Genomic DNA, 20451 nt, shown 5'->3' with positions numbered 1-20451 from the left:
GAGCCAACAATCCGAGACAGGAACTGAATCCATGAGTGCGGACCAAAAATCCGGTTATGCGGCACCATCGCCGCCGGCGCCGGGCGAGCTGATGAATACCCGGATCGCGATCGTCGCCACGCGCTGGAATTGCGAGATCGTCGATGCGCTGATCGACGGCGCGCGGCAGGCGCTGTCGGATTGGGGCGTGCGCGGTTCCAATACCCGCCTGTACCGCGTGCCGGGGGCGTTCGAAGTGCCGCTGGCCTGCGAGCGTATCGCCCACGGCAAGCATTTCGACGCGGTGGTGGCGCTGGGCGCGGTGATTCGCGGCGAGACCCCGCATTTCGATTTCGTGGCCGGCGAATGCGCACGCGGCCTGCAGGATGTCATGCTGCGCTACGGAATCCCTCTGGGTTTCGGTGTGCTGACGGTCGATACGGTCGAGCAGGCCACCGCGCGATCAGGTGAGGGCAAGGATAACAAGGGTTACGAGTCCGCACAGGCGGTGCTCGAAATGATTCGATTCGAATGGGGGCTGGAAACGTCTTGAAAGATCAGGTTCGCAAAGATCCGATGCCGCAGAGCCGCCGCGGTCTGGCGCGCCGGCTGACCGTGCAGGCGCTGTACAGCTGGCTGTTCAACGAAACGCCGCCCGAGCGCCTGCTCAAGCAGTTCCGCGAGGATCCGGGCCTGGGGCGAGCCGATGCCGAATACTTTCAGGCGCTGCTCGACGGCACCGTGCGTGAGGCGCCGCAGTTGCTGACGCACTTCACGCCGCACCTGGACCGTCCCGTGCACGAGCTGGACCCGATGGAGCGCGCGATTCTGATGGTGGGAACCTACGAACTGGTGTTCTGTCCCGATGTGCCGTGGCGTGTCGTGGTCAACGAATCGGTCAATCTCGCCAAGATGTTCGGCGGCGTCGACGAAAGTTTCAAGTTCGTCAACGGCGTGCTCGACAAGGTCGCGCGCAGCACCCGTTCGGTGGAAGTCTCGGCCGGCCTTTGAGGCATGGGCGAGTTCGAGCTGATTCGCCGACACTTCGCCGAGTTGGCACCGGACGGTGATGGGATCGTTCTGGGCATCGGTGACGATGCCGCGATCCTTGATGTTCCGCCGGACCGGCAGCTCGTGGTCACGGCGGACACCCTGGTGGCCGGGCGCCATTTTCCGGAGCGGACCGCCGCAGCAGATGTCGGATGGAAGTCGCTGGCGGTGAACCTCTCGGATTTGGCGGCGATGGGCGCGGATGCCTGTTGGGTCACGCTGGCGCTGAGTCTGCCGACGCTCGACGATGCCTGGGTGGCCGGATTTTCGGAAGGCTTCGCCGAACTCGCGCGGTTGAGCGGCGTCGCCCTGGTCGGCGGTGACATCACGTGTGGGCCGCTCACGATTTCGGTGACGGCGATGGGGCTGGTTCCGCGCGCTCGTGCGTTGCGTCGCAGCGGCGCCAAATCCGGCGATTGGGTTGTGGTGACCGGTACGCTCGGCGATGCAGCAGCCGCATTGGCCCGATTCGGTCAGGCGCGCAGTGTCCCCATCGGAACCGAAGCCGAGCTGCGCCGTCGCTTGGAGCGCCCAGTTCCACGTCTCGACGAGGGCAGGGGATTGCTGGATCTGGCGTCTGCGGCGATCGACATTTCCGACGGCCTGCTGGCCGATCTCGGGCATATTTGCACCGCAAGCGGAACAGGCGCCGATCTTGAGGCTGCTCGTCTGCCCGCCTCGCCGGCACTGAGCGTCCTGGTTCCCGATCCAATGGCACGATTGCGCTATCAGGCGACCGGTGGCGACGACTACGAACTCTGCCTGTGCATACCCGATGAGCGTCTCGTCCTGGCCATGCATGTCTGCGCACTGACTCCGATCGGTCGGATTTCGCAGACCCCGGGCGTGCGCCTGCATGCTCTGGACGGTACCCTGCACAGCTTCGAAAATAACGGATTCGACCATTTCGCATGAAGAGCAGCGCTTTTCGCGTTGCGCCGAAGTTCCCGGCGCGCCTGATCATGACGACACCGGTACATTTTCTGGCCTTCGGGTTCGGCAGCGGGCTTGCACGCAAGGCGCCCGGCACCTGGGGCACGCTGGCTGCGCTGCCGATCGCACTCGCGCTGCTGTGGCTCCCATGGCCGGTCTACGCGGCCTTGCTGCTGATCCTGTCGATCGTCGGCGTGCGTATTTGCGGCGAGAGTTGCCGGCGTCTGGGCGTACCGGATCACCCTGGCGTGGTTTTCGACGAAATCGTGGCCTATCTGTTGACCGTCGTCCCGCTGCTGCCGGCGCTGGGACTTTGGCCATGGCCGATCTGGACCGGGCTGCTGGCCGGATTTGTTCTGTTCCGGATCTTCGACATTGCCAAGCCCTGGCCGATACGCTGGTTGGATGCGCACGTCGATGGTGGCCTCGGCGTGATGATTGACGATCTGGCGGCGGGTCTGGTGTCTGCCTTGCTGCTCGCGGGGGCCGCATGGCTCGGCACGGAGTTCCTTGCGTGAGCCGGAAAATCGGGTCTGACAGCCAGCCTTCGGTCGTCTCGCGTTATAATGGCAGACTTGATTGTCCAAACCGGACCCACTTCCATTCAGCCAGCCTGAGCAAGCAATGACTGTAGAACGTGATGTGATGGAGTATGACGTCGTCGTCGTCGGCGCCGGCCCTGCCGGTCTCGCCGCCGCATGCCGCCTGAAACAGATTGCCGAGGAAGCCGGCAAGGAAATCAACGTCTGCGTCGTTGAGAAAGGTTCGGAGGTCGGCGCCCACATCCTGTCCGGCGCGGTGTTTGAACCGCGTGCCCTGGACGAGCTGTTCCCTGACTGGAAAGACCGAGGCGCGCCCCTGAACGCGCCGGTCGTGCGGGACGACGTCTATCTGTTTCGCAGCGAAACGGCGGCCACCAAGCTGCCGAATCTGTTTGTGCCGAAAACCATGCACAACGAAGGCAACTACATCATCTCGCTGGGCAATCTGTGCCGCTGGCTCGGAGAACAGGCCGAAGCGCTCGGCGTTGAAATCTATCCGGGCTTCGCTGCGCAGGATGCGATCATCGAAGATGGAATCGTGCGCGGGATCGTTACCGGCGACCTCGGTGTCGACCGCGAAGGCAAGCCCAAGGAAGGCGCCTATACCCCGGGCATGGAACTGCGTGCCAAGTACACGCTATTTGCGGAAGGTTGCCGAGGCCATATCGGCAAGCGACTGCTCGAACAGTACAACTTGCGCGAAGGTGTCGATCCCCAGCATTTCGGCATCGGGCTCAAGGAGCTTTGGGAAATCGACCCGGCCAAGCACGAGAAGGGTCTGGTCGTGCACGGCGCCGGCTGGCCCCTGGACGACGCCAACCCGGGCGGCTCGTTCCTGTACCACCTTGAAGACAACATGGTGGTGGTCGGGCTGATCGTGGATCTGTCCTACACCAATCCGTTTCTGTCACCGTTCGACGAATTCCAGCGCTTCAAGCATCACCCGGTGATCAAGCAGTATCTGGAAGGCGGCAAGCGTGTTTCCTATGGCGCGCGTGCGATCACCAAGGGCGGTTACAACTCGCTGCCGAAGATGGTGTTCCCGGGCGGCGCCTTGATCGGCTGTGATCTCGGCACGCTCAACTTCGCCAAGATCAAGGGCAGCCATACCGCGATGAAGTCCGGTATGCTCGCGGCCGAAGCCGTGGCCGAGAAGCTGGCCGGCGGCGCCGAGGGCGGTGATGTGGTTTCGGCCTACCCCGAGAAGTTCAAGGCAAGCTGGCTGAGTGACGAGCTGTTCCGTAGCCGCAACTTCGGCCCCGCGATCCACAAGTACGGTGTACTGCTCGGCGGCGCATTCAATTACCTGGATCAGAACTGGTTCGGCGGCAAGCTGCCGTTGACGCTGCACGACACCAAACCGGATCACGAATGCCTGAAGAAGGCGGCGGAATCCAAGCGCATTACTTACGCCAAGCCGGACGGCAAGCTGAGCTTCGACAAGCTGTCCTCGGTGTTTCTCTCAAGCACCAATCATGAGGAAGACCAGCCGATACATCTGACGCTGAAGGATCCCAGCATCCCGATCGACAAGAACCTTCCGTTATATGACGAGCCGGCGCAGCGCTATTGCCCGGCCGGCGTCTACGAAGTCGTGGATGCCGACAATGGCGGCAAGCGTTTTCAGATCAACGCGCAGAACTGCGTGCACTGCAAGACCTGTGACATCAAGGACCCGGCGCAGAACATTGTGTGGATTGCGCCTGAAGGTTCGGGTGGGCCCAACTACCCGAACATGTAGAGTCGGTCGCACAGTCGACCCCGTAAGCAACATCCAATTTTTCGGACTGATTTAGAGGAACAGGAGAGGCGAATGAAGGTTCTGGTCAGCGTCAAGCGCGTGGTGGACTACAACGTCCGCATACAGGTGAAATCGGATGGTAGCGGTGTGGTCACGGATGGCGTCAAGCACTCGATGAACCCGTTCGACGAGATCGCGATGGAGGAGGCCGTGCGTCTTCGCGAGAAGGGCGTGGTCACTGAAATCGTCGCCGTGACGATCGGCGGACAGAAGTCCGAGGAAACCCTGCGTACCGCCCTGGCCTTCGGTGCTGACCGCGCCGTGCACGTCAAGGAAGAGGGCGACATCCAGCCCCTGACCGCCGCCAAGGCCCTGGCCGCGGTATTCAAGAAGGAAGAGGGCAAGCTATTCCTGCTGGGCAAGCAGGCGATCGACGACGACGCCAGTCAGACCGGCCAGATGGTCGCGGCGCTGCTGGACTGCCCGCAGGCCACGTTCGCCTCCAAGGTCGAGGTCGAAGGTGAAACCGCCAAAGTCACGCGCGAAATCGATTCCGGTCTGGAAACCCTGGACATCGATCTGCCGGCCGTGGTCACCGTCGACCTGCGCTTGAATGAACCGCGCTACCTCAAGCTGCCGGACATCATGAAGGCCAAGAAGAAGCCGATCGATGCGATGAGCTTCGCCGATCTGGGCATCACCCCGGGGGCCGGTCTCAAGGTGACCAAGACCTCGCCGCCGCCGTCGCGCTCCAAGGGCGTGATGGTCAAGACCGTCGACGAACTGGTCGAAGCGCTGAAGTCCAAGGGCCTGGTCTGAGCCGCCCGTTCAAATTCGAAAGAGGAAAGCAATGAGCAAGATTCTGATCGTCGGCGAACACGCCGAAGGCAAATTGAACGCGGGTGTCGGCAAGGTTGTAGCCGCTGCCCAGGGCATCGGCGGCGATATCGACATCGTGCTGTTCGGCGACAGTCTCGGTGAGGTCGCCTCGCAGGCGGCGGCGCTGGACGGCGTGGCCAAGGTCTGCACGGTGGAACGTGCCGAGAACGCCAAGCCGATGGCTGCGATTCTCGCGCCTCAGATCGTCGAGATTGCCAAGGCTGGTTACAGCCACGTGCTGTTCCCCGGTGGCACCTTCGGCAAGGACCTCGCGCCGCGCGTTTCCGCGCTGCTCGACGTCCAGCAGGTTTCGGACATCATGGCCGTGCACAGTGCCAGCAGTTTCGACCGTCCGACCTATGCAGGCAACGCCATTGTTACGGTTGAGGTACCCGCAGAGCCGATGATTGTCGCCACCGTGCGTCTTGCCTCGTTCACGGCGGTGGGCACCGGCGGCGCGGCGGCGGTCGAGGCCAAGAGTGTCGACGCGTCGCTGCCTTCCCACACCCGATACGTCGGTCTGGAAGCGCAGAGGTCGGATCGTCCCGATCTGCAATCGGCACCCAAGGTCGTTTCCGGTGGTCGGGCGCTCGGCAGCTCCGAGAACTTCGAGATCATCTTCAAGCTCGCGGACAAGATGGGCGCTGGCGTCGGCGCCTCACGCGCCGCGGTCGACTCCGGCTACGTGCCGAACGACATGCAGGTCGGCCAGACCGGCAAGATCATCGCGCCGTCGCTGTACGTGGCTTGCGGAATCTCGGGCGCGATCCAGCATCTTGCCGGCATCAAGGATGCCGGAACGATCGTTGCGATCAACAAGGACGAAGACGCACCGATCTTCGAGGTGGCCGACTTCGGCCTGGTCGGCGATCTGTTCCAGATCGTGCCGGAACTGACCGAAAAGCTTTGAGGCCGGGCTGAGCGTTGCTCGGCAGAGCCCTCAAGCTTTGAGGTCAACAATGGAGGCCGCCTACGGGCGGCCTTTTTCGTCAGAGATATTACGCTGCCCGGAAGCGGTCGCGCCGAAGAGGATTTCCGAAGTGCGTAGAACGCAATATCGCGGTATCGCTTTGCCGGCTTTTCAAGGAACCATCGCGTGACAGAGACTGACGGCGGAAGTTCCGAAGCCATCCTGAGTCGCCTTGAGGACGGAATTCTTCATCTCACCCTGAACCGGCCGAGTGCGCGCAATGCGCTGACTGCCGAGATGATCTCCACGCTGACTCGACAGTTTGCGGCGATTGCCGGGCTGCCGGAGTTGCGGGCGGTTGTACTGCGGGGTTCGCAAGGCCACTTCTGCGCCGGAGCCGACCTGCGCGCCGTGTTTGTGGGTGCAGATGCCGAGGGCCGGGATCCGGCGCTGGAATATTCCGAAGGATTGGCACGCTTGCTCAAAGCGGTGAGAGACACGCCTGCCGTGGTCATTGTGGTCTGCGAGGGCGCGGTGCTGGGCGATGGCCTGGGGCTGGCCTGCGTCGGCGATATCGTCATGGCGCACCGGGCCACGCGCTTCTCGGTGCCCGAGACCAGCCGAGGCCTGCCGCCCGCGCAGATCGCCCCCTATCTGGTCGAGCGCGTGGGTTTGCCTGTTGCGCGCCGCTTGTGCCTGACGGGCGCTCAGTTCGACGGCGTGGAAGCCTCCGCGATCGGCTTGGCGGACGACGTTTTTGATGGCGAAGAGGCCTTGCAACACCGCCTGACGGATCTGATCACCGATGTGATGCGCTGCGCGCCTCGCGCCAACGCCTTGACCAAGCACTTGCTGCTCAGTCTGGTCGCCGAGCCGGATGCCGAATTCACGCGGCAGGCCGGACTGCTGTTCACCAGCGCCGTTCGCGGGGCGGAGGCTCGTGAGGGCATCGAGGCCTTCCTGCAGAAGCGGAGGCCGCGCTGGGACTACGGCAGCGGGCGATAGCTGTCGACTGGTGCTTGGCCCGGGCCTGTCCGCAAAGTTGTGCTTTCGGCAGCGTGATTCAGTATTCTCTGTGGTGGATATTGTGGTTGGGGGTCTCACGGCGTAGCGCCGCTGAATTCTGGAATTCAGCGTGTCGCATTCGCCGCTGTGGCGGAAGTTAGAGTGGTTTCCAGGAGGTGTAAAAGGTCGTATGACCATCGGGAACAGGGATCGTTTTTTTTTGGCCACGCTGGGCCTGTTGATGCTCGCGTTCGTGCCCCCGGTCTGGGCTGAAGCGGGCGCCGTCGTCTCGGTATGGGGCCGGGCCGCGGCGCAGCGTGGCGGCCAGAACCTCCGGCTGGTCGAGAATTCCGCGGTCGAAAGCGGGGACGTGCTGACGACCGGTGGCAATGGCTACCTCTACGTGCGCATGACCAATGGTGAGGAAATCTACTTGCGGCCAAACGCGGAATTCGCGATCGAGGACTATCAGGCGCCGAGCAGCGAGGCCGCGCCGGAGACGGGTCGCAGCTACTACCGTCTGCTGAAGGGCGCATTTCGCGCCGTGACCCATTCCCTGGGGCGCCGGGACATGGATAGCTACCGGGTGGATTCGGTGGCCGCCACGATGGGAATTCGCGGTTCGATCATTCTCGGTGCGATCGACGCCGAGTCCGGCGATCTTTACTTCGGCGTGGAGGAAGGCGGTGGCGTGCTCGGTAATGCCAACGGCACCCTGAATCTGGATGCAGGCGACTACGCTGTTGTCAGCGGGCCGCAATTCGCGCCGCAGCCCCTGAGCGGCCAGCCCGGTATTCTCGCTGGCGAGTGGACGCCGCCAATCGGCGGCGGGGGAGGACTGGCCGGTGATTCGGCCGCAACGTCCGGCGCCACCGCTGCCGGGATCGGCGCGGCGGTTTCTGCTGCTGCCATCACTGGGATGGCGATCACCGTATTCGGCGATGACGGCAACGGTGCTGGCACGACCTCGACCACGGACACCGGCAAATGATCGCAGCCGCGGCAGCGAGGGGCGGCCAAAAAGAACCGGCGTGCGCCGGTTTTTTTTCGGTTTCCGGTCGCTGGCGGCTGCACTATTTCTGATCGATACCCAGGCGCAGCGCTGCACGCAGTTCGCGGGCTACTACGAAGATGAATATCGCAAGGAAGACGGCGCCTGGAAGATCAGTGCCTCCCGGTTTGTGGTGAGTTCCATCCTGGTGCTGGACCTCAGCGAAAGCCTGGCACAATGTGTGTTCGCCGGACGGGCATTGCCAATGGCGGCCTGAGGATTCGGCTATTGTCTTGCCTCGACCGGCGGGCGCGCAACGTCCGCCATGCGAACGGAATCAGCCGATCAGGAGCAAGCAATCAATGGGGACGCGCAAGAAAAGTTCAGGCAGTGATATCGCTGACCGCCTGCTGGATGCGCATACCCGCTTCGTGATCAGGCAGATCGACGGTGCTGCGCTGGAAACCTGGCTGAGCCAGGAGCTGGCCACCCTGCTGGTGGATGCCGAACGGCTCAAGGTCAAGGACATGGTCAAGCCCGCAGCGATCAAGGCGACGGCGCACACCTATGCCGTGGAGGTACGTTTCGGCGCCGGTTTGCCCGAACTGGTCGGGGAAATCGCACGCAGCCTGCATGCCCATCCGATTCATGACAAAACCCGGCTCGGAGATCTGCTGACCGATCGGCGGTTCGCAGAGTCCGTGGACAAGGTGCTGGAGCTGAGTTCCCTGCGCGAGAAGATACTGCGCGAATTGATGGCAGGGCCGGTCTACACCGCCTTTGCCTCGGACCTGTTGCTGTACGGCATCAAGGGGTATCTGTCGGACAACGCCTTTACCCGCAACTTTCCGGGTGCCGGATCGATGGTCAAGTTCGGCAAGGCCATGGTCAATCGCGCCACGCCCAGGCTCGAAGCCTCGGTCGAGGACGAGCTCAAGAAATATCTGTCGAAGAGCATCGAGACGACTTCGCGGCGCAGTGTCGAATTCCTGCTGGATCACCTCGACGATGACGCCCTGCGCAACATGGCGCAGGATGTCTGGAGTCGCCTCAAGCTCCGCCGCGCCTCCGAATTCCGCGAGCACTTCAGCGAACTCGACCTGGAGGAGTTGTTCGTCAACGGTTACGAGTACTGGCACGAACTGCGCCTGACGCCGTTCTACTCGGCCATGATCGATGCCGGCGTGGATGGGTTTTTCGACAAATACGGCGATACCAGCCTGCGCGAACTGCTGGACGAATTCGGGATCACGCCGGCGCTGATGATGGCCGAGGCGATGCGCTACGCGCCCCCCGCGATAAAGGCGCTCAAGCGCAAGAAGTTGCTGGAGCCGATGCTGCGTCGCCATCTGGAGCCATTCTATCGTTCCGAGGCGTTTGCGCAGGCTCTCGCTGGAAGGTCCCCCGAACTTTGAGAGGCCCGCTGTCGGCCCGCCTTACGGGGATGCTTGACGTGAATCACGCGCGGCGCGATGCCGACCGACCCTCGCCCGCTTGCGGAAGAGGGGGGCCGCTCGCGACTGCGAGCGGTGGATGAGGGGAACGGCCATGCCGCAGCAGATTCATTCTGCGGGAAGCGCTTGTGGCATGGCCGTTAGGGTTTTTCCCAGCTTGAGTCCGCATCGACACCTCTGAATACTCACCGCAAATCGGGAAATCGGGAATTGTCGATTTCGAAAGCCGCGATGATCGTGCGGAGGCAAGAATGACCAGCAGCTACGAGGTTCAGTCCGGCGACACACTGTCCGGCATCGCCAGCCGCAGCGGCAGCAGCGTCGACGCGCTGCTGGCTGCGAATCCGCAGATTGATGATCCCGATCGAATTCTCGTCGGGCAACGGATCAATCTCGATGGCGGCGAACAGCTGGCCAATGCCGAGCTGACCCACGTGGTGCGCCAGGGCGAGACGCTTTCCGGAATCGCGCAGCAGTACGGAATTGGTGTGCCCGATCTCACTGCCGCCAATCCGCAGATCAGCAACCCGGACCTGATCTATCCCGATGACCGGATCAATGTGCCCGTCGGTGCGGGTGATCGTCCGTCCGGCAGCGCAGCCTCCACCTATATCGTTCAGCCCGGTGACACCTTGTCCGGGATCGCCGCCCAACGCGGCAGTTCGGCCGCCGCCATCGCCGCGGCCAACGGCATCGCCAATCCGGATCTGATCTATCCCGGCGATACGCTGGTGGTCCCGGGTTCGAGCGCCGCGCCGCCGAACGGTCCCACCGTACCGGCACCGGAAACCGGTACGCCGAACGCACCGCCTGGCGCCGGCGAGTTCAACTACGAACAGATCGCCGGCGTCGCCGGCAATGCCAATGTCACGCCGGAATTCATCGCTGAAGTCGAGGCCATGGCGCAGCGTCTGGATACGCGCCCGGAATACCTGATGGCGGTGATGAGCTTCGAGACCGGCGGCAGCTTCTCGCCCAGCGTGCAGAATCCGGTCAGCGATGCCACCGGACTGATCCAGTTCCTGCCGAGTACCGCTCGCGGTCTGGGCACCAGCGTGGCCGAGCTGAAAGGCATGACGGCCACACAGCAACTGTCCGTAGTCGATCAGTACTTCCAGCAATATGAGGGGCGGTTAGGTTCCCTCGAAGGCGTCTACACCTCGGTGCTGTCCGGCACGGCGCGTCCGGATCCCGAGGCGGTGCTGTTTTCGCAGGGCACCGCGGCCTACACCCAGAACAGCGGTCTGGATTTCAACAGCGATGGTCGGATCACCTCCGGTGAGGCGACCTCGGCGGTGGCTTCGCGGCTGTACGGCAGCGTCAGCGCCGTGCAGCAGCAATTGATGGACCGTGGCTACGGTCACGGCGCAGGTTTTGTGGATGGCCAGTTTGGCCCCGACACCGCCGCGGCGATCAGGGATTTTCAGCAGGCCAATGGTCTGAACGCGACCGGGCTGCTGGATGACGCGACCGGCCGCGTGCTGTTCGCCGCCGACGTGGCTCCGGCGTCGCACGGACCGGGCGCCGCGCCCGAATACGATCCTTACACCGTCTATTCCACCGGCGGTGGCACCGTTCGCATCACCGATCCGAGCCAGTTGCGACCGCATCACGACTACCAGACCCAGCTGCGCGAAGGGCAGACGCTGGAAGTGCGCGACGTCACGATCGCGCATGCCGGCCAGGCCCACAACACGCAGACGATCCCGGCACCGGTCAGCGGGGAGGTGGTCAGCGCCGGCCCGATGGGCACGGCCGGCAACGCCGTGGTGCTGCGCGGCGACGATGGCGGGCTGGTCTATCTGTTCCACATGGCGCGCGTGGATGTGTCCGCCGGAGATCGGGTGAACTACGGTGATGCCGTTGGAATCCAGGGCACCACCGGGCATTCTACCGGCGAGCACGTGCATATCGAAGCCTCCTCCGCGACCATCGATCGATGGGTCGGTGATCTGCTGGATGGCCGCTTCGACGGGGCAGCCCACTGAGGTTGCGATCCCGCATGCTTGCTGAGGGGTGCAAGCGAACCGCAGGCTTGATCGTCCTTGGTGGCACGCTGCTCGTCGGCCAGAATGCCTGCGATGCCGCCGAGCCCGGGCCGGCGCCCTCGAAGCCGGGCCTGCCGTCATCGATACGCGATGGTCTGTCGGTCGACGAGCAGGTGCTCGCCTGTGCGACCGACGAGGCCACGGGTGAAGTACGGCTGGATGCACTCGAACTCGAAGTGCGGCGCGTCGATTTCAATCAGGACGGTACGCCCGACTGGTTGGTGGCCGGTCGGGACGCCTGCCTGCGCAACACCGGAGCCACGCCGTGGTGGGGATTTCTCGCTACCGCGCCGGGAGTCGACGACGGCCCCCCCAGGATTTTCGAAACGCGGGCTGAAGACGTTCGCTCGCAGGCCGGCACGTCCTCCAGTTTCGTGGAGCTGATCGCCAGCGGGCCGGGGCCCGAGCGTCACTATCGCTATCGCAATGGCCGCTACAGTCCGCTTCTTGGGCGGTCGCCCGAATCTGCGGCTGGCCGCGTCATCGACTTCGGAACCGCGCCGCTGGCGCTGGAGGTTCCCGAGGGCATCGACCGGGCGCACGTGATCGACAGCGTGCTGGGACACCGGCAGGACGCGACGATCACCTCCGGCGTGCGCGGTAGCTTCACCCAGGCCGGTGTCGACGAAACCCTGCTACTGCTGCAAGCGGGCGGTCCGCGCGCCGCGCACAACGTGCAGGGCGAGCAGCCGGCGGAATTGCTGCGTTATGTCGGCGACCGCTTGCAGGCCCGCTACCGGCTGCAGGGGCAGGACGGCCACTTCATCGTCGCCGCGCCGGATGTGGACGGAGACGGGCGCCAGGAATTGCTGTTACGGGCCGATGCCTACCAGATGGGCGTCAGCACCGGTGCCGCCAGTCTGCTGCGGATCGATCCCGAAACAGTGCAGGTTCTGCAGCGCTTCGGACGCGTCGTCGAGGATGCTTGCGAAGGTCCACCGATGAGTCGCAAGCGACGCAAAGCGGTGATTCATTGGAACGGCGGCGGTCTGGATGATCCAGCCGCCTACCAGTTGGATTGGCAGGACGAGTCTTGTTAGCGTGAATCACGCGCGGCGTGATGCCGATCTGCCCTCGCCTGCATGCGGGAAAGGGGGGCGCTCGCGAATGCGAGCGGTGGCTGAGGGGAACGGCCATGCCGCAGCAGATTCATTCTGCGGGGCGGTGTTAGTGACATGGCCGTTAGGCAAGCTTGCCGCGCCCCGCAAGTCTCAGGGCAGCGAATACCCGAAATAGTAGTAGTGCTGGCCGTCCTCGATGCGAATGTTCATGGCGCTGCCGAGGCCGTCACTGTGCGCGTCGAGCACACCGTGAAACTGCTTGTCCAGCACTAGTGTCGTGAGTCGCCGATTTCATCAAGGAACTTCCGACTCACGACACTAGCCCGGCGCGGCCGGCAGGGCGGAACCCGGGCTCGCGCGCACCGCGTTTCACGGGATGAAGCTGCGATGATGGGGCGTCGATTCCGGAGTATAGACAGGATTTTCAGCCCAGCTCGTGCATCAAGCCCAGAAAGGCTTCGAGTGCCGGGCTCGGCCAGGCGTTTCGCAGCTCCACGCGATACAGCGGGCGGCGCAGGCGCAAGCCCTTGATCGGCACCACGGCCAGGCTGCGCGCTTCCAACTCGGTACGGATTGCCTGCGCCGAGAGTATGGCCAGGCCGATGCCGGTGGCCACGGTCTGCTTCAGCGCCTCGGTACTCGCCAGCGTCATTGACGGACGAACCTCGATGCGTCGGTTGGCCAGGGCCTGTTCCGTAACGGCGCGCGTACCGGAGCCCACTTCATGCATCAGCAGCGGATAGTCCACCAGCGCGGAGGCGGGCAGGGGGGCGCGTGCCGTCACCGGGTGATCCGGCGCGGCAATCAGTACCAGTTCGTCCTCGGCGAATTCCGTGTAATAGAGCAGGTCGCGGCTGATCGTGCCCTCGGCAAAACCGATGTCGATTTCGCCGGCGAGGAGCTTGCTCTCGATGCTGTGCGTGGCCTCCACAGTCAGCGACAGGTCCACATCCGGATAGCGGCGCCGGAATTCGGCCAGCACGCGCGGCAGCAGGTAGGCGCCGATGGTGCGGCTCGCCCCGATCGCGATGCGGCCGCGCGCCAGCTGCCGCAGATCGCCGAGCGCGTGTTCGGCCTCTGCCTCGATCGTGAACAGGCGGTTGGCATAACCCAACAGCAGGCGTCCGGCCTCGGTCATGCGCATGCCGCGTGGCATGCGGTCGAACAGCACCATGCCCAAGGTCTGCTCGAACTCGCCAAGCTGTTTGGACACTGCGGACTGGCTGATGTGCAGCTGTCGCGCTCCGCCGGACACGCTGCTGTTGGCGGCGACGGCCCGGAAGATCGCCAGATGATTGAGATTCATGCTGCGCTGTGCCGTCAGAAACCAGATATGAATTAATAAGAACGCAGTTATCGTAATAATATATTTTTCTTATGGATCTGCGAAGCCTAGAATTCGGCTCCGCTTGTCGCCGTTGAGTCGGCGATGCCAGCGATCCTCACTGCACAGGGTATGGAAGGGCGATGACCGAACAAAAGGCGACCAATGTTTTCTGGCATGAAGGTGAAGTGACCCGTGCCGACCGCAACAAGCTGCTGGGCCAGAAGGGCGCAACCATCTGGTTCACCGGCCTGTCCGGTTCCGGCAAGAGCACCGTGGCCGTGGCGCTGGAAAAGGCGCTGCACGCCCAGGGCCGGCTGGTCTATCGCCTGGACGGCGACAATGTGCGCCTGGGCATCAACAAGAACCTGGGCTTTTCCGCCGAGGACCGTGCCGAGAACATCCGCCGCATCGGCGAGATCGCCAAGCTGTTCGTGGATGCCGGCGTGATCGTGCTGTCCAGCTTCGTCAGCCCGTATCGTGCCGACCGTGACACCGTGCGCGAACTGCATGTGGCCGGCGAGATGGATTTCATCGAAGCCTATGTCGATGTTCCGCTTGCGGAAGCCGAGAAGCGCGACCCCAAGGGTCTCTACAAGAAGGCGCGTGCCGGCCAGATCAAGAATTTCACCGGTATCGACGATCCGTACGAGGCGCCGACCGCGCCCGAGATCGTGCTTCCCAGCCACGAAATGTCGCTGGAGGACGAAGTCGAGGCGATGCTGGCGCTGTTGAAGGACCGCGACATCCTGCCCTTTTGAACCTGCGCACCGCGCTGCCAATTCCAGATAACGGACACACGACAATGATCAAACCCCACGGTTCCGAAACCCTCGATCCGCGGTACGTCGCGGACGATGCGCAGCGCGCCGCGCTGCTCGCCGAAGCCGAATCCCTGCCCAGCCTGCTCGTCAGCTCCGCCGCCGCCGCCAACGCGGTGATGATGGGCGGTGGCTACTTCAACCCGCTCACCGGTTACATGAACAAGGCGGACGCGCTGTCGGTCGCCAAGAATTTCAAGACGGCCGACGGCCTGTTCTGGCCGGTGCCGATCGTCAACCTCACCCAGAAAGCCGGCGTGAAGCCGGGCAAGCTGGCGCTGCGCGATCCCAATGTCGAGGGCAATCCAGTGCTGGCGATCATGGACGTGCAGGCGGTCGAAACCGTGAGCGACGAAGAACTGCGCGAGATGGCGCTGGAAATCTTCGGCAACCTCGACGAAGGCCACCCCGGCGTGCAGACCTTCCTCGGCCAGGGCAACACCCTGCTGTCCGGGCCGATTCAGGTGCTGAGCTACAGCTACTTCGCCAAGGATTTCCCCGGGACCTTCCGTACCGCCGTGGAGATTCGAGAGGAAATCGCCAAGCGCGGCTGGAACAAGATCGTGGCCTTCCAGACCCGCAACCCGATGCATCGCGCGCATGAAGAACTGTGCCGCATGGCGCAGGAGCGTCTCGGCGCCGACGGCATTGTCATCCACATGCTGCTCGGCAAGCTCAAGAAGGGCGACATTCCGGCCAATGTGCGCGATGCCTGCATCCGTACCATGGTCGAGAACTACTTCCCGGAAAACACGGTGATGATCACCGGCTACGGTTTCGACATGCTCTATGCCGGTCCACGCGAAGCGGTGCTGCATGCCGTGTTCCGCCAGAACATGGGCTGCAACTATCTCATCGTCGGCCGCGACCATGCCGGCGTCGGCGACTATTACGGCGCCTTCGACGCGCAGACCATCTTTGACGAAAAGGTGCCGGCCGACGCGCTGGAGATCGAAATCTTCCGCGCCGACAACACCGCGTTCTCGAAGAAGCTGGGCCGCGTGGTGATGATGCGCGAGGCGCCGGACCACACCAAGGAAGACTTCATCGCCCTGTCCGGCACCAAGGTGCGCGAAATGCTCGGCAACGGCATCGCGCCGCCGCCGGAGTTCTCGCGGCCGGAGGTCGCCAAGATTCTGATGGAGTATTACCAGTCGAACGGGGGCTGAGATGGCCCGGATCGACGTCTTCAATGGTGATGCGGACGGGATCTGCGCGCTGACGCAGCTGCGTCTGGCTGAACCGCACGAAGCCAGGCTGGTGACCGGCGTCAAGCGCGACATTGCGCTGATGGACCGGGTCGACGCCGAGGCCGGAGACCAGGTCACGGTGCTGGACGTGTCGCTGGACAAGAACCGCAAAGGCCTGGAGCGGGTCCTTCAGGCCGGCGCCAGCGTGTTCTATGTGGACCATCACTTCGCCGGTGATATCCCCGTTAGTACGAGCCTCAGCACGATCATCAACGAGGCGCCGGACGTCTGCACCTCGCTGCTGGTCAACGGCCATCTCAAGAACCGCTTTCTGGCCTGGGCGATCGTTGGCGCCTTCGGCGACAACCTCAAGGCCAGTGCCGAGATCATGGCGCGTCACATGGATCTTTCCGAAGCGCAGCTGCGCAAGCTGGAGGACCTCGGCACGTACATGAACTACAACGGCTACGGCGAGAAGATCGAGGACCTGCACTTCACGCCGGAGGAACTGTACCTCCATGTCAGTCGCTACCTGACGCCATTCACGTTCATGGAGGACGCCAAGGAAGCGTTCGGCAAGCTCGAAGATGGCTACAAGACCGACATGGACAAGGCCGAATCAACCCGGCCCGAATCCGTCTCCACCGAGCACGCTGCGCTGTTCATCCTGCCGTGCGAGGCCTGGGCGCGTCGTGTCAGCGGCGTCTACAGCAACGACCTCGCCAACCAGTCACCGGACCGTGCGCACGCCGTGCTCACGGAAAAGGCGGACGGCCACTACCTGATCAGCGTGCGCGCACCTTTGAACCGTAAGACCGGCGCAGACGAGCTGTGTCGCCAGTTCCCGACCGGGGGAGGGCGTGCTGCTGCGGCGGGCGTCAACGACCTGCCGGCCGACCAGTTCGGCGCCTTCGCCGAGGCATTCACGAGGCAGTTCGCGGTCTGAGTCCTGGCTTGTGACAAAACCCGCCCGGCTCCTGGCCGCGGCGGGTTTTTCATTTTCCAGCATGGCGCCCTTCGCCGCCTCGCCAGCGCTTTGGTTTTCCTGCTGTAGCGCGCATCCGACAGCCCGGTAAAGATTTCCCTACACGCAAAGCAGGAAGTCGCTCACACGCAATTCAGGCTTTTAATGCGCGCCAGCTTATCCATGCCGCTTATCTCTACCGTTCGTCGGCATGAGCGATTGAATCTCAATGCCAGCCCGTTTGATCGGTTCCGCGCCGCCGCTGTTTCCCGACCACAACGGGCAGCGAGGCAGCAGGGCTTGATCGAAAAGCCAATTGGGCAACAGAGCAAGTGCAAGGAGATTCGTCATGAATATCGCAGCCAACGACAGCGTAGCGGTGTGTGCGCTTCAGAGCAGCCGGCAGACAGGAGCGGACATCGTCCTGTCTGCAAAAGACAAGGCCATCGCAGCAGGCTTGCCGGATAATTCACCACAGCATCGATCTTTGCTGACGACGGGCGGTACGCATAAGCTGTCGGCCTGCTTCACTTCGCGCGGGGCGAACGCCAAGGCGGTGGAGAGGGTCGCAGCAATTTTTGGCGGCAGGATCGCTGCCATGCGGGAGGAGGCGTTGTACACAACAAAAAACTGGCTCACAGCAAGTGCGCTGATCGCACCGGCCTTGCTGATGGTGGGATGTACGCTTCCGCATCGGCTGGATGGTCCGGGTAGCGTCTCGCCAAACCCGCGCACGGTCACTGCGCCGGTTCATTCCGCGACGGGGACATCCTCCCCGACCGAGGAGCGGGAACCGGTCAGCCGCGCTGAATCCCAGTCTGCAGTGGCGCGGGCAAGCGCACCGGGCTCGGTCAAGCCAGCGGCGCAGTCCGCGTCCCGCGCCGCGGCCAGCCTGGCGCCGCCCCGTCCGGCGCAGGTTGTCGTACGGCGTCGTGCGCAACTTCCACTGGGTCCGCTGAACGCCTTCTACACGGAAAAGTACGCGGAAGCCGAAGCCGGAAATGCAGATGCGATGTATCAGCTGGGGCTGGTGCTGATGGAATGCAGCCAGTTCGACGCGACGCCGCATGCCTTGAAGACCAGCATCGAAAGCGCCCAGAAGACGCGCCAATGGGCCGGCAGCGCAACCGACCCTGAGTGGACGGCCGCAGAACTGCGCCGCCGCTATGCGCGTTGCGAAGGGATCAATGCCAAGATGCGCGATCGCTACTACGAGGTCATGGCGGCTGCGGCCGATCGTGGCTCGGTGGAGGCCATGGAATCGATGGTGTTCCAGCTCCCGCCGGATGACATCTGCCGCGAGAAGGAACTGCGTTCCTGCAACGTCCACGCCCAGACCGAGACGAAGAACCTGCGTGAACGCCAGGCGGCCTGGTTGCACCAGGCCCAGGAGAACGGCAGCGCCAACGCACTCTGGCACCTGGCCGCGGCCTATCTCAATGGCGAAATGGAGTCGACCGATAAGCAGGAAGCCTATGTCTACCTGCGCGCCTACCAGATCGTTTCCGAAGCCTTCGGCCAGGAGGTGCAGGCATCGCAGTTGCTGCGCGATCTGCAACGCCAGCTGAGTCGCGCCGAGATCACGCAGGCCGACGCGCGCGCGCGGTCGCTGGTCGCCAATCCGAATTGCTGTATCTATCTACGCTAGTACTCCATCCACTTGATAATTTCGGGCATTGAAAAAAACAATTTTCCCCCTCTCCCTCCGGGAGAAGGGGGCACCCCTCAATTCGGCTCACACCTTACATCCGTAGTCTTCTTATGTGAGGACTACTAGTTTTAGCGCTCTAATCACGCCGCCCACGGGCGGCGTTTCGGGAGGGCGGCAGCGGCACGCTTTACTGGGCGGACGGAGACGCCACGCCCAAGACGATCTAGTACTCTGTACCAGCAATATGCTTACACATCATGTCAATTCCAAGTCGAAGCGTTGCCATTGGAAGACGACGGGTTGCTCGTTCATTTCGGCGATTCCCTTGAGGATGCGTTGCTTCAATTCATCCTTGGACGACACGCGGATATGGCGGAGGAAACTTCGCGCCATCTTCGAGAAGGCGCACTCGATCAAGTTGAGCCAAGAGCCATGCTTGGGCGTATGAACGTATTCGAAGCGGCCGGGGCGTGTGGCGAGATAGGCCATGGTCTCTTTCGAGATGTGGGCGGAATGGTTGTCCAGCACGACTCGGATCGTGGCGGGCTCGGGGTAGTGGGCATCCAGGCGCTTCAGAAGCGCGATGAATTCCCGGCTGCGATGGCGGGGTTCGACCTCGGCGATGATTTCGCCGTTGTGAAGGTCCAGAGCGGCCAGGATGGACAGCGTGCCGTGGCGGACATACTCGTGATCACGCCTGATGGAAGCCTGCCGGCCTGGCACGGGCGGCAGATCGGGAGCGGTCACGCCGATGGCTTGGACGCCCGGCTTTTCGTCCACGCTCACCGAATAGATCGGCGCGGCCTTGGTCACGCTCACCGATGTGGGCGCCTGCGCGTGCAGGCTCAACTCGCGATACACCATCAGCACCTCACACATCTTCCGCTCAAAGTCCGCGTCACGCCGTTCCAGGTAGTAGCGGATCCGGTGCGGCTTGATGCCGCGCTCATTGAGAATGCGCCACACCGTGGTCTTGTTGGTATCCCGCAGGCGCGGGAATCCGGCCTCCAAGGCTCGGCTGCCCACGAACTTCGCCAGTGCAGGCAACGTCCACAACTCCGCAGACAAGCCGTGATCCTTGGGCTTGGTGCAGGCCAAGCTCACCACCCAGGCTTTGGCCTCTGGCGTAATCTCGGGTTCTCTGGGCCGATGAAACCGATCCTTGAGCCCAACCAGCACACCGGCCGCAACGGCCTTGTCGACGCATTTGTAAATCGTCGGCCGAGACACGCCCACCGCGCGCCTGATCTCCATAATCGACGCCCCATCGGCGTATTTCAGCAACACTTTGGCGCGCTCAACTTCACGAACCGGCGCCGTGCGCGAGCCGGCCAGCTCGGCCAGCATCGAACGGTGCGTATCGGTCAACGTCAACGGCGCGCGCTTGGTCTTTCCGGCCATGTCCGACTCCTGAAGGGACTCGGGAGAACATCATGCCATCAGTGGACATATGTGTAAATCTTTTATTGGAACGGAGTACTAGCGGTTGGGGTGCAGCAGCGAGAGAAGCGGCAAGGGCTGCTGCCTGCCCCTGCCGCGTGGGGATTCAGGCTTTCAACTGGCGCATGCCATCGGCCAGCAGCCAAAGCGCACGGTTGAGGCGGATGTTCTGGTCGATGCCCTGCACCGGGCGGGTTTGCTGGCGGCGTCCGTTGGCGCTGCGCCCGCGCAGGCCGCCTTGGGTCAAGTTCTCTTGCGTGCGGTTGAACACGCTCCACAAGTCCGGGCGGCGGTCGTCGTGGCGGCGCGGCATCAGGATTTGCGATTCCGTGATGGGCGCGGGCTTGTCGGGGTCGTCGTACTTGAGGGCCAGCGCGGCGCGGGCAAACACTCCGGATTCGCCATCGTTCAAGGTGATGGCGCGCATGGAATCGCGGGATTCCTGCACGCGGTCGAAGCCGCTCAAGA

At 63.3% G+C, this 20451-nt stretch carries 20 protein-coding genes; 17 read left to right on the top strand and 3 right to left on the bottom strand.

What is annotated here, in order from left to right:
- Nucleotides 1-31: 31 nt before the first annotated feature.
- The 13 genes from ribH to RM530_RS16010 all read left to right on the top strand — a co-directional run bounded on the left by ribH (nt 32) and on the right by RM530_RS16010 (nt 12572).
- Nucleotides 32-532 carry a 6,7-dimethyl-8-ribityllumazine synthase gene (gene ribH, locus RM530_RS16070; protein ID WP_349256263.1) on the top strand — a complete coding sequence of 167 codons (501 nt, stop codon included), beginning with the start codon at nt 32-34 and terminating at the stop codon, nt 530-532.
- The gene (gene nusB, locus RM530_RS16065; RefSeq protein ID WP_311366277.1) at nt 529-990 is read left to right on the top strand and encodes a transcription antitermination factor NusB; all 462 of its coding nucleotides are present in this window, start codon (nt 529-531) and stop codon (nt 988-990) included. Before ribH ends, nusB begins: the two co-directional genes overlap by 4 nt.
- Nucleotides 991-993: 3 nt before the next feature.
- A complete protein-coding gene (gene thiL / locus RM530_RS16060) occupies nt 994-1944 on the top strand; it encodes a thiamine-phosphate kinase (protein WP_311366276.1) in 951 nt (316 codons plus the stop codon).
- Nucleotides 1941-2480, top strand: a complete 540-nt coding sequence (locus tag RM530_RS16055; RefSeq protein ID WP_311366275.1) for a phosphatidylglycerophosphatase A family protein — start codon at nt 1941-1943, stop codon at nt 2478-2480. The genes thiL and RM530_RS16055 overlap by 4 nt, the downstream gene beginning before the upstream one ends.
- Nucleotides 2481-2586: 106 nt before the next feature.
- Nucleotides 2587-4245 carry an electron transfer flavoprotein-ubiquinone oxidoreductase gene (locus RM530_RS16050; protein ID WP_311366274.1) on the top strand — a complete coding sequence of 553 codons (1659 nt, stop codon included), beginning with the start codon at nt 2587-2589 and terminating at the stop codon, nt 4243-4245.
- Between the two features lie 72 nt (nt 4246-4317).
- Nucleotides 4318-5064, top strand: a complete 747-nt coding sequence (locus RM530_RS16045; protein ID WP_311366273.1) for an electron transfer flavoprotein subunit beta/FixA family protein — start codon at nt 4318-4320, stop codon at nt 5062-5064.
- A gap of 31 nt (nt 5065-5095) precedes the next feature.
- On the top strand, nt 5096-6034 hold the full coding sequence (locus RM530_RS16040; RefSeq protein ID WP_311366272.1) for an electron transfer flavoprotein subunit alpha/FixB family protein: 939 nt from the start codon (nt 5096-5098) through the stop codon (nt 6032-6034).
- Between the two features lie 186 nt (nt 6035-6220).
- On the top strand, nt 6221-7039 hold the full coding sequence (locus tag RM530_RS16035) for an enoyl-CoA hydratase/isomerase family protein (RefSeq protein ID WP_311366271.1): 819 nt from the start codon (nt 6221-6223) through the stop codon (nt 7037-7039).
- Between the two features lie 220 nt (nt 7040-7259).
- Complete coding sequence (locus RM530_RS16030) at nt 7260-8030, top strand: FecR domain-containing protein (protein ID WP_311366270.1); 771 nt, start codon at nt 7260-7262, stop codon at nt 8028-8030.
- 40 nt (nt 8031-8070) lie between these two features.
- Entirely contained in the window at nt 8071-8307 is a 237-nt protein-coding gene (locus RM530_RS16025; protein ID WP_311366269.1) for a hypothetical protein, read from the top strand.
- Between the two features lie 85 nt (nt 8308-8392).
- Entirely contained in the window at nt 8393-9445 is a 1053-nt protein-coding gene (locus tag RM530_RS16020; RefSeq protein WP_311366268.1) for a hypothetical protein, read from the top strand.
- Between the two features lie 290 nt (nt 9446-9735).
- A complete protein-coding gene (locus tag RM530_RS16015) occupies nt 9736-11472 on the top strand; it encodes a LysM peptidoglycan-binding domain-containing protein (protein ID WP_311366267.1) in 1737 nt (578 codons plus the stop codon).
- A 47-nt stretch (nt 11473-11519) separates the two neighbouring features.
- Complete coding sequence (locus RM530_RS16010; protein ID WP_311366266.1) at nt 11520-12572, top strand: hypothetical protein; 1053 nt, start codon at nt 11520-11522, stop codon at nt 12570-12572.
- A 445-nt stretch (nt 12573-13017) separates the two neighbouring features.
- Here RM530_RS16010 and RM530_RS16005 read toward each other — a convergent pair whose 3' ends face one another.
- Nucleotides 13018-13899, bottom strand: a complete 882-nt coding sequence (locus tag RM530_RS16005) for a LysR family transcriptional regulator (RefSeq protein ID WP_311366265.1) — start codon at nt 13897-13899, stop codon at nt 13018-13020.
- A gap of 161 nt (nt 13900-14060) precedes the next feature.
- Here RM530_RS16005 and cysC point away from each other — a divergent pair, with 161 nt between their 5' ends.
- The 4 genes from cysC (at nt 14061) to RM530_RS15985 (ending at nt 18540) form a co-directional block, all read left to right on the top strand.
- The gene (gene cysC / locus RM530_RS16000) at nt 14061-14678 is read left to right on the top strand and encodes an adenylyl-sulfate kinase (protein WP_311366264.1); all 618 of its coding nucleotides are present in this window, start codon (nt 14061-14063) and stop codon (nt 14676-14678) included.
- 44 nt (nt 14679-14722) lie between these two features.
- On the top strand, nt 14723-15907 hold the full coding sequence (gene sat / locus RM530_RS15995) for a sulfate adenylyltransferase (RefSeq protein ID WP_311366263.1): 1185 nt from the start codon (nt 14723-14725) through the stop codon (nt 15905-15907).
- Between the two features lies 1 nt (nt 15908).
- A complete protein-coding gene (locus RM530_RS15990; protein WP_311366262.1) occupies nt 15909-16874 on the top strand; it encodes a DHH family phosphoesterase in 966 nt (321 codons plus the stop codon).
- Between the two features lie 367 nt (nt 16875-17241).
- Nucleotides 17242-18540 (top strand): hypothetical protein, encoded by a 1299-nt coding sequence (locus tag RM530_RS15985; RefSeq protein ID WP_311366261.1) that lies wholly within the window; start codon nt 17242-17244, stop codon nt 18538-18540.
- Nucleotides 18541-18798: 258 nt separating this feature from the next.
- On the opposite strand, the gene RM530_RS15980 is transcribed toward RM530_RS15985, so the two are convergent.
- Entirely contained in the window at nt 18799-19944 is a 1146-nt protein-coding gene (locus RM530_RS15980; protein WP_311366260.1) for an IS630 family transposase, read from the bottom strand.
- A gap of 145 nt (nt 19945-20089) precedes the next feature.
- Nucleotides 20090-20451: DUF932 domain-containing protein (locus RM530_RS15975; protein ID WP_311366259.1), on the bottom strand; the 362-nt coding region annotated here is incomplete at its 5' end.

Source organism: Banduia mediterranea (genome assembly GCF_031846245.1).
Taxonomy (GTDB): domain Bacteria; phylum Pseudomonadota; class Gammaproteobacteria; order Nevskiales; family Nevskiaceae; genus Banduia; species Banduia mediterranea.
The sequence above is the reverse complement of the archived record's forward strand: the minus strand, read 5'-3'. Positions and strand labels throughout refer to the sequence as shown.

Excerpts from the sequence above, each read along its gene's own strand:
- RM530_RS15980 (WP_311366260.1), bottom strand. The coding sequence starts at position 19,944 with ATGGCCGGAAAGACCAAGCGCGCGCCGTTGACGTTGACCGATACGCAC.
- RM530_RS16020 (WP_311366268.1), top strand. The coding sequence starts at position 8,393 with ATGGGGACGCGCAAGAAAAGTTCAGGCAGTGATATCGCTGACCGCCTG.
- RM530_RS16055 (WP_311366275.1), top strand. The coding sequence starts at position 1,941 with ATGAAGAGCAGCGCTTTTCGCGTTGCGCCGAAGTTCCCGGCGCGCCTG.
- cysC (WP_311366264.1), top strand. The coding sequence starts at position 14,061 with ATGACCGAACAAAAGGCGACCAATGTTTTCTGGCATGAAGGTGAAGTG.
- ribH (WP_349256263.1), top strand. The coding sequence starts at position 32 with ATGAGTGCGGACCAAAAATCCGGTTATGCGGCACCATCGCCGCCGGCG.
- RM530_RS16005 (WP_311366265.1), bottom strand. The coding sequence starts at position 13,899 with ATGAATCTCAATCATCTGGCGATCTTCCGGGCCGTCGCCGCCAACAGC.
- RM530_RS15990 (WP_311366262.1), top strand. The coding sequence starts at position 15,909 with ATGGCCCGGATCGACGTCTTCAATGGTGATGCGGACGGGATCTGCGCG.
- RM530_RS16050 (WP_311366274.1), top strand. The coding sequence starts at position 2,587 with ATGACTGTAGAACGTGATGTGATGGAGTATGACGTCGTCGTCGTCGGC.
- thiL (WP_311366276.1), top strand. The coding sequence starts at position 994 with ATGGGCGAGTTCGAGCTGATTCGCCGACACTTCGCCGAGTTGGCACCG.
- RM530_RS16040 (WP_311366272.1), top strand. The coding sequence starts at position 5,096 with ATGAGCAAGATTCTGATCGTCGGCGAACACGCCGAAGGCAAATTGAAC.
- sat (WP_311366263.1), top strand. The coding sequence starts at position 14,723 with ATGATCAAACCCCACGGTTCCGAAACCCTCGATCCGCGGTACGTCGCG.
- RM530_RS16015 (WP_311366267.1), top strand. The coding sequence starts at position 9,736 with ATGACCAGCAGCTACGAGGTTCAGTCCGGCGACACACTGTCCGGCATC.
- RM530_RS15985 (WP_311366261.1), top strand. The coding sequence starts at position 17,242 with ATGAATATCGCAGCCAACGACAGCGTAGCGGTGTGTGCGCTTCAGAGC.
- RM530_RS16045 (WP_311366273.1), top strand. The coding sequence starts at position 4,318 with ATGAAGGTTCTGGTCAGCGTCAAGCGCGTGGTGGACTACAACGTCCGC.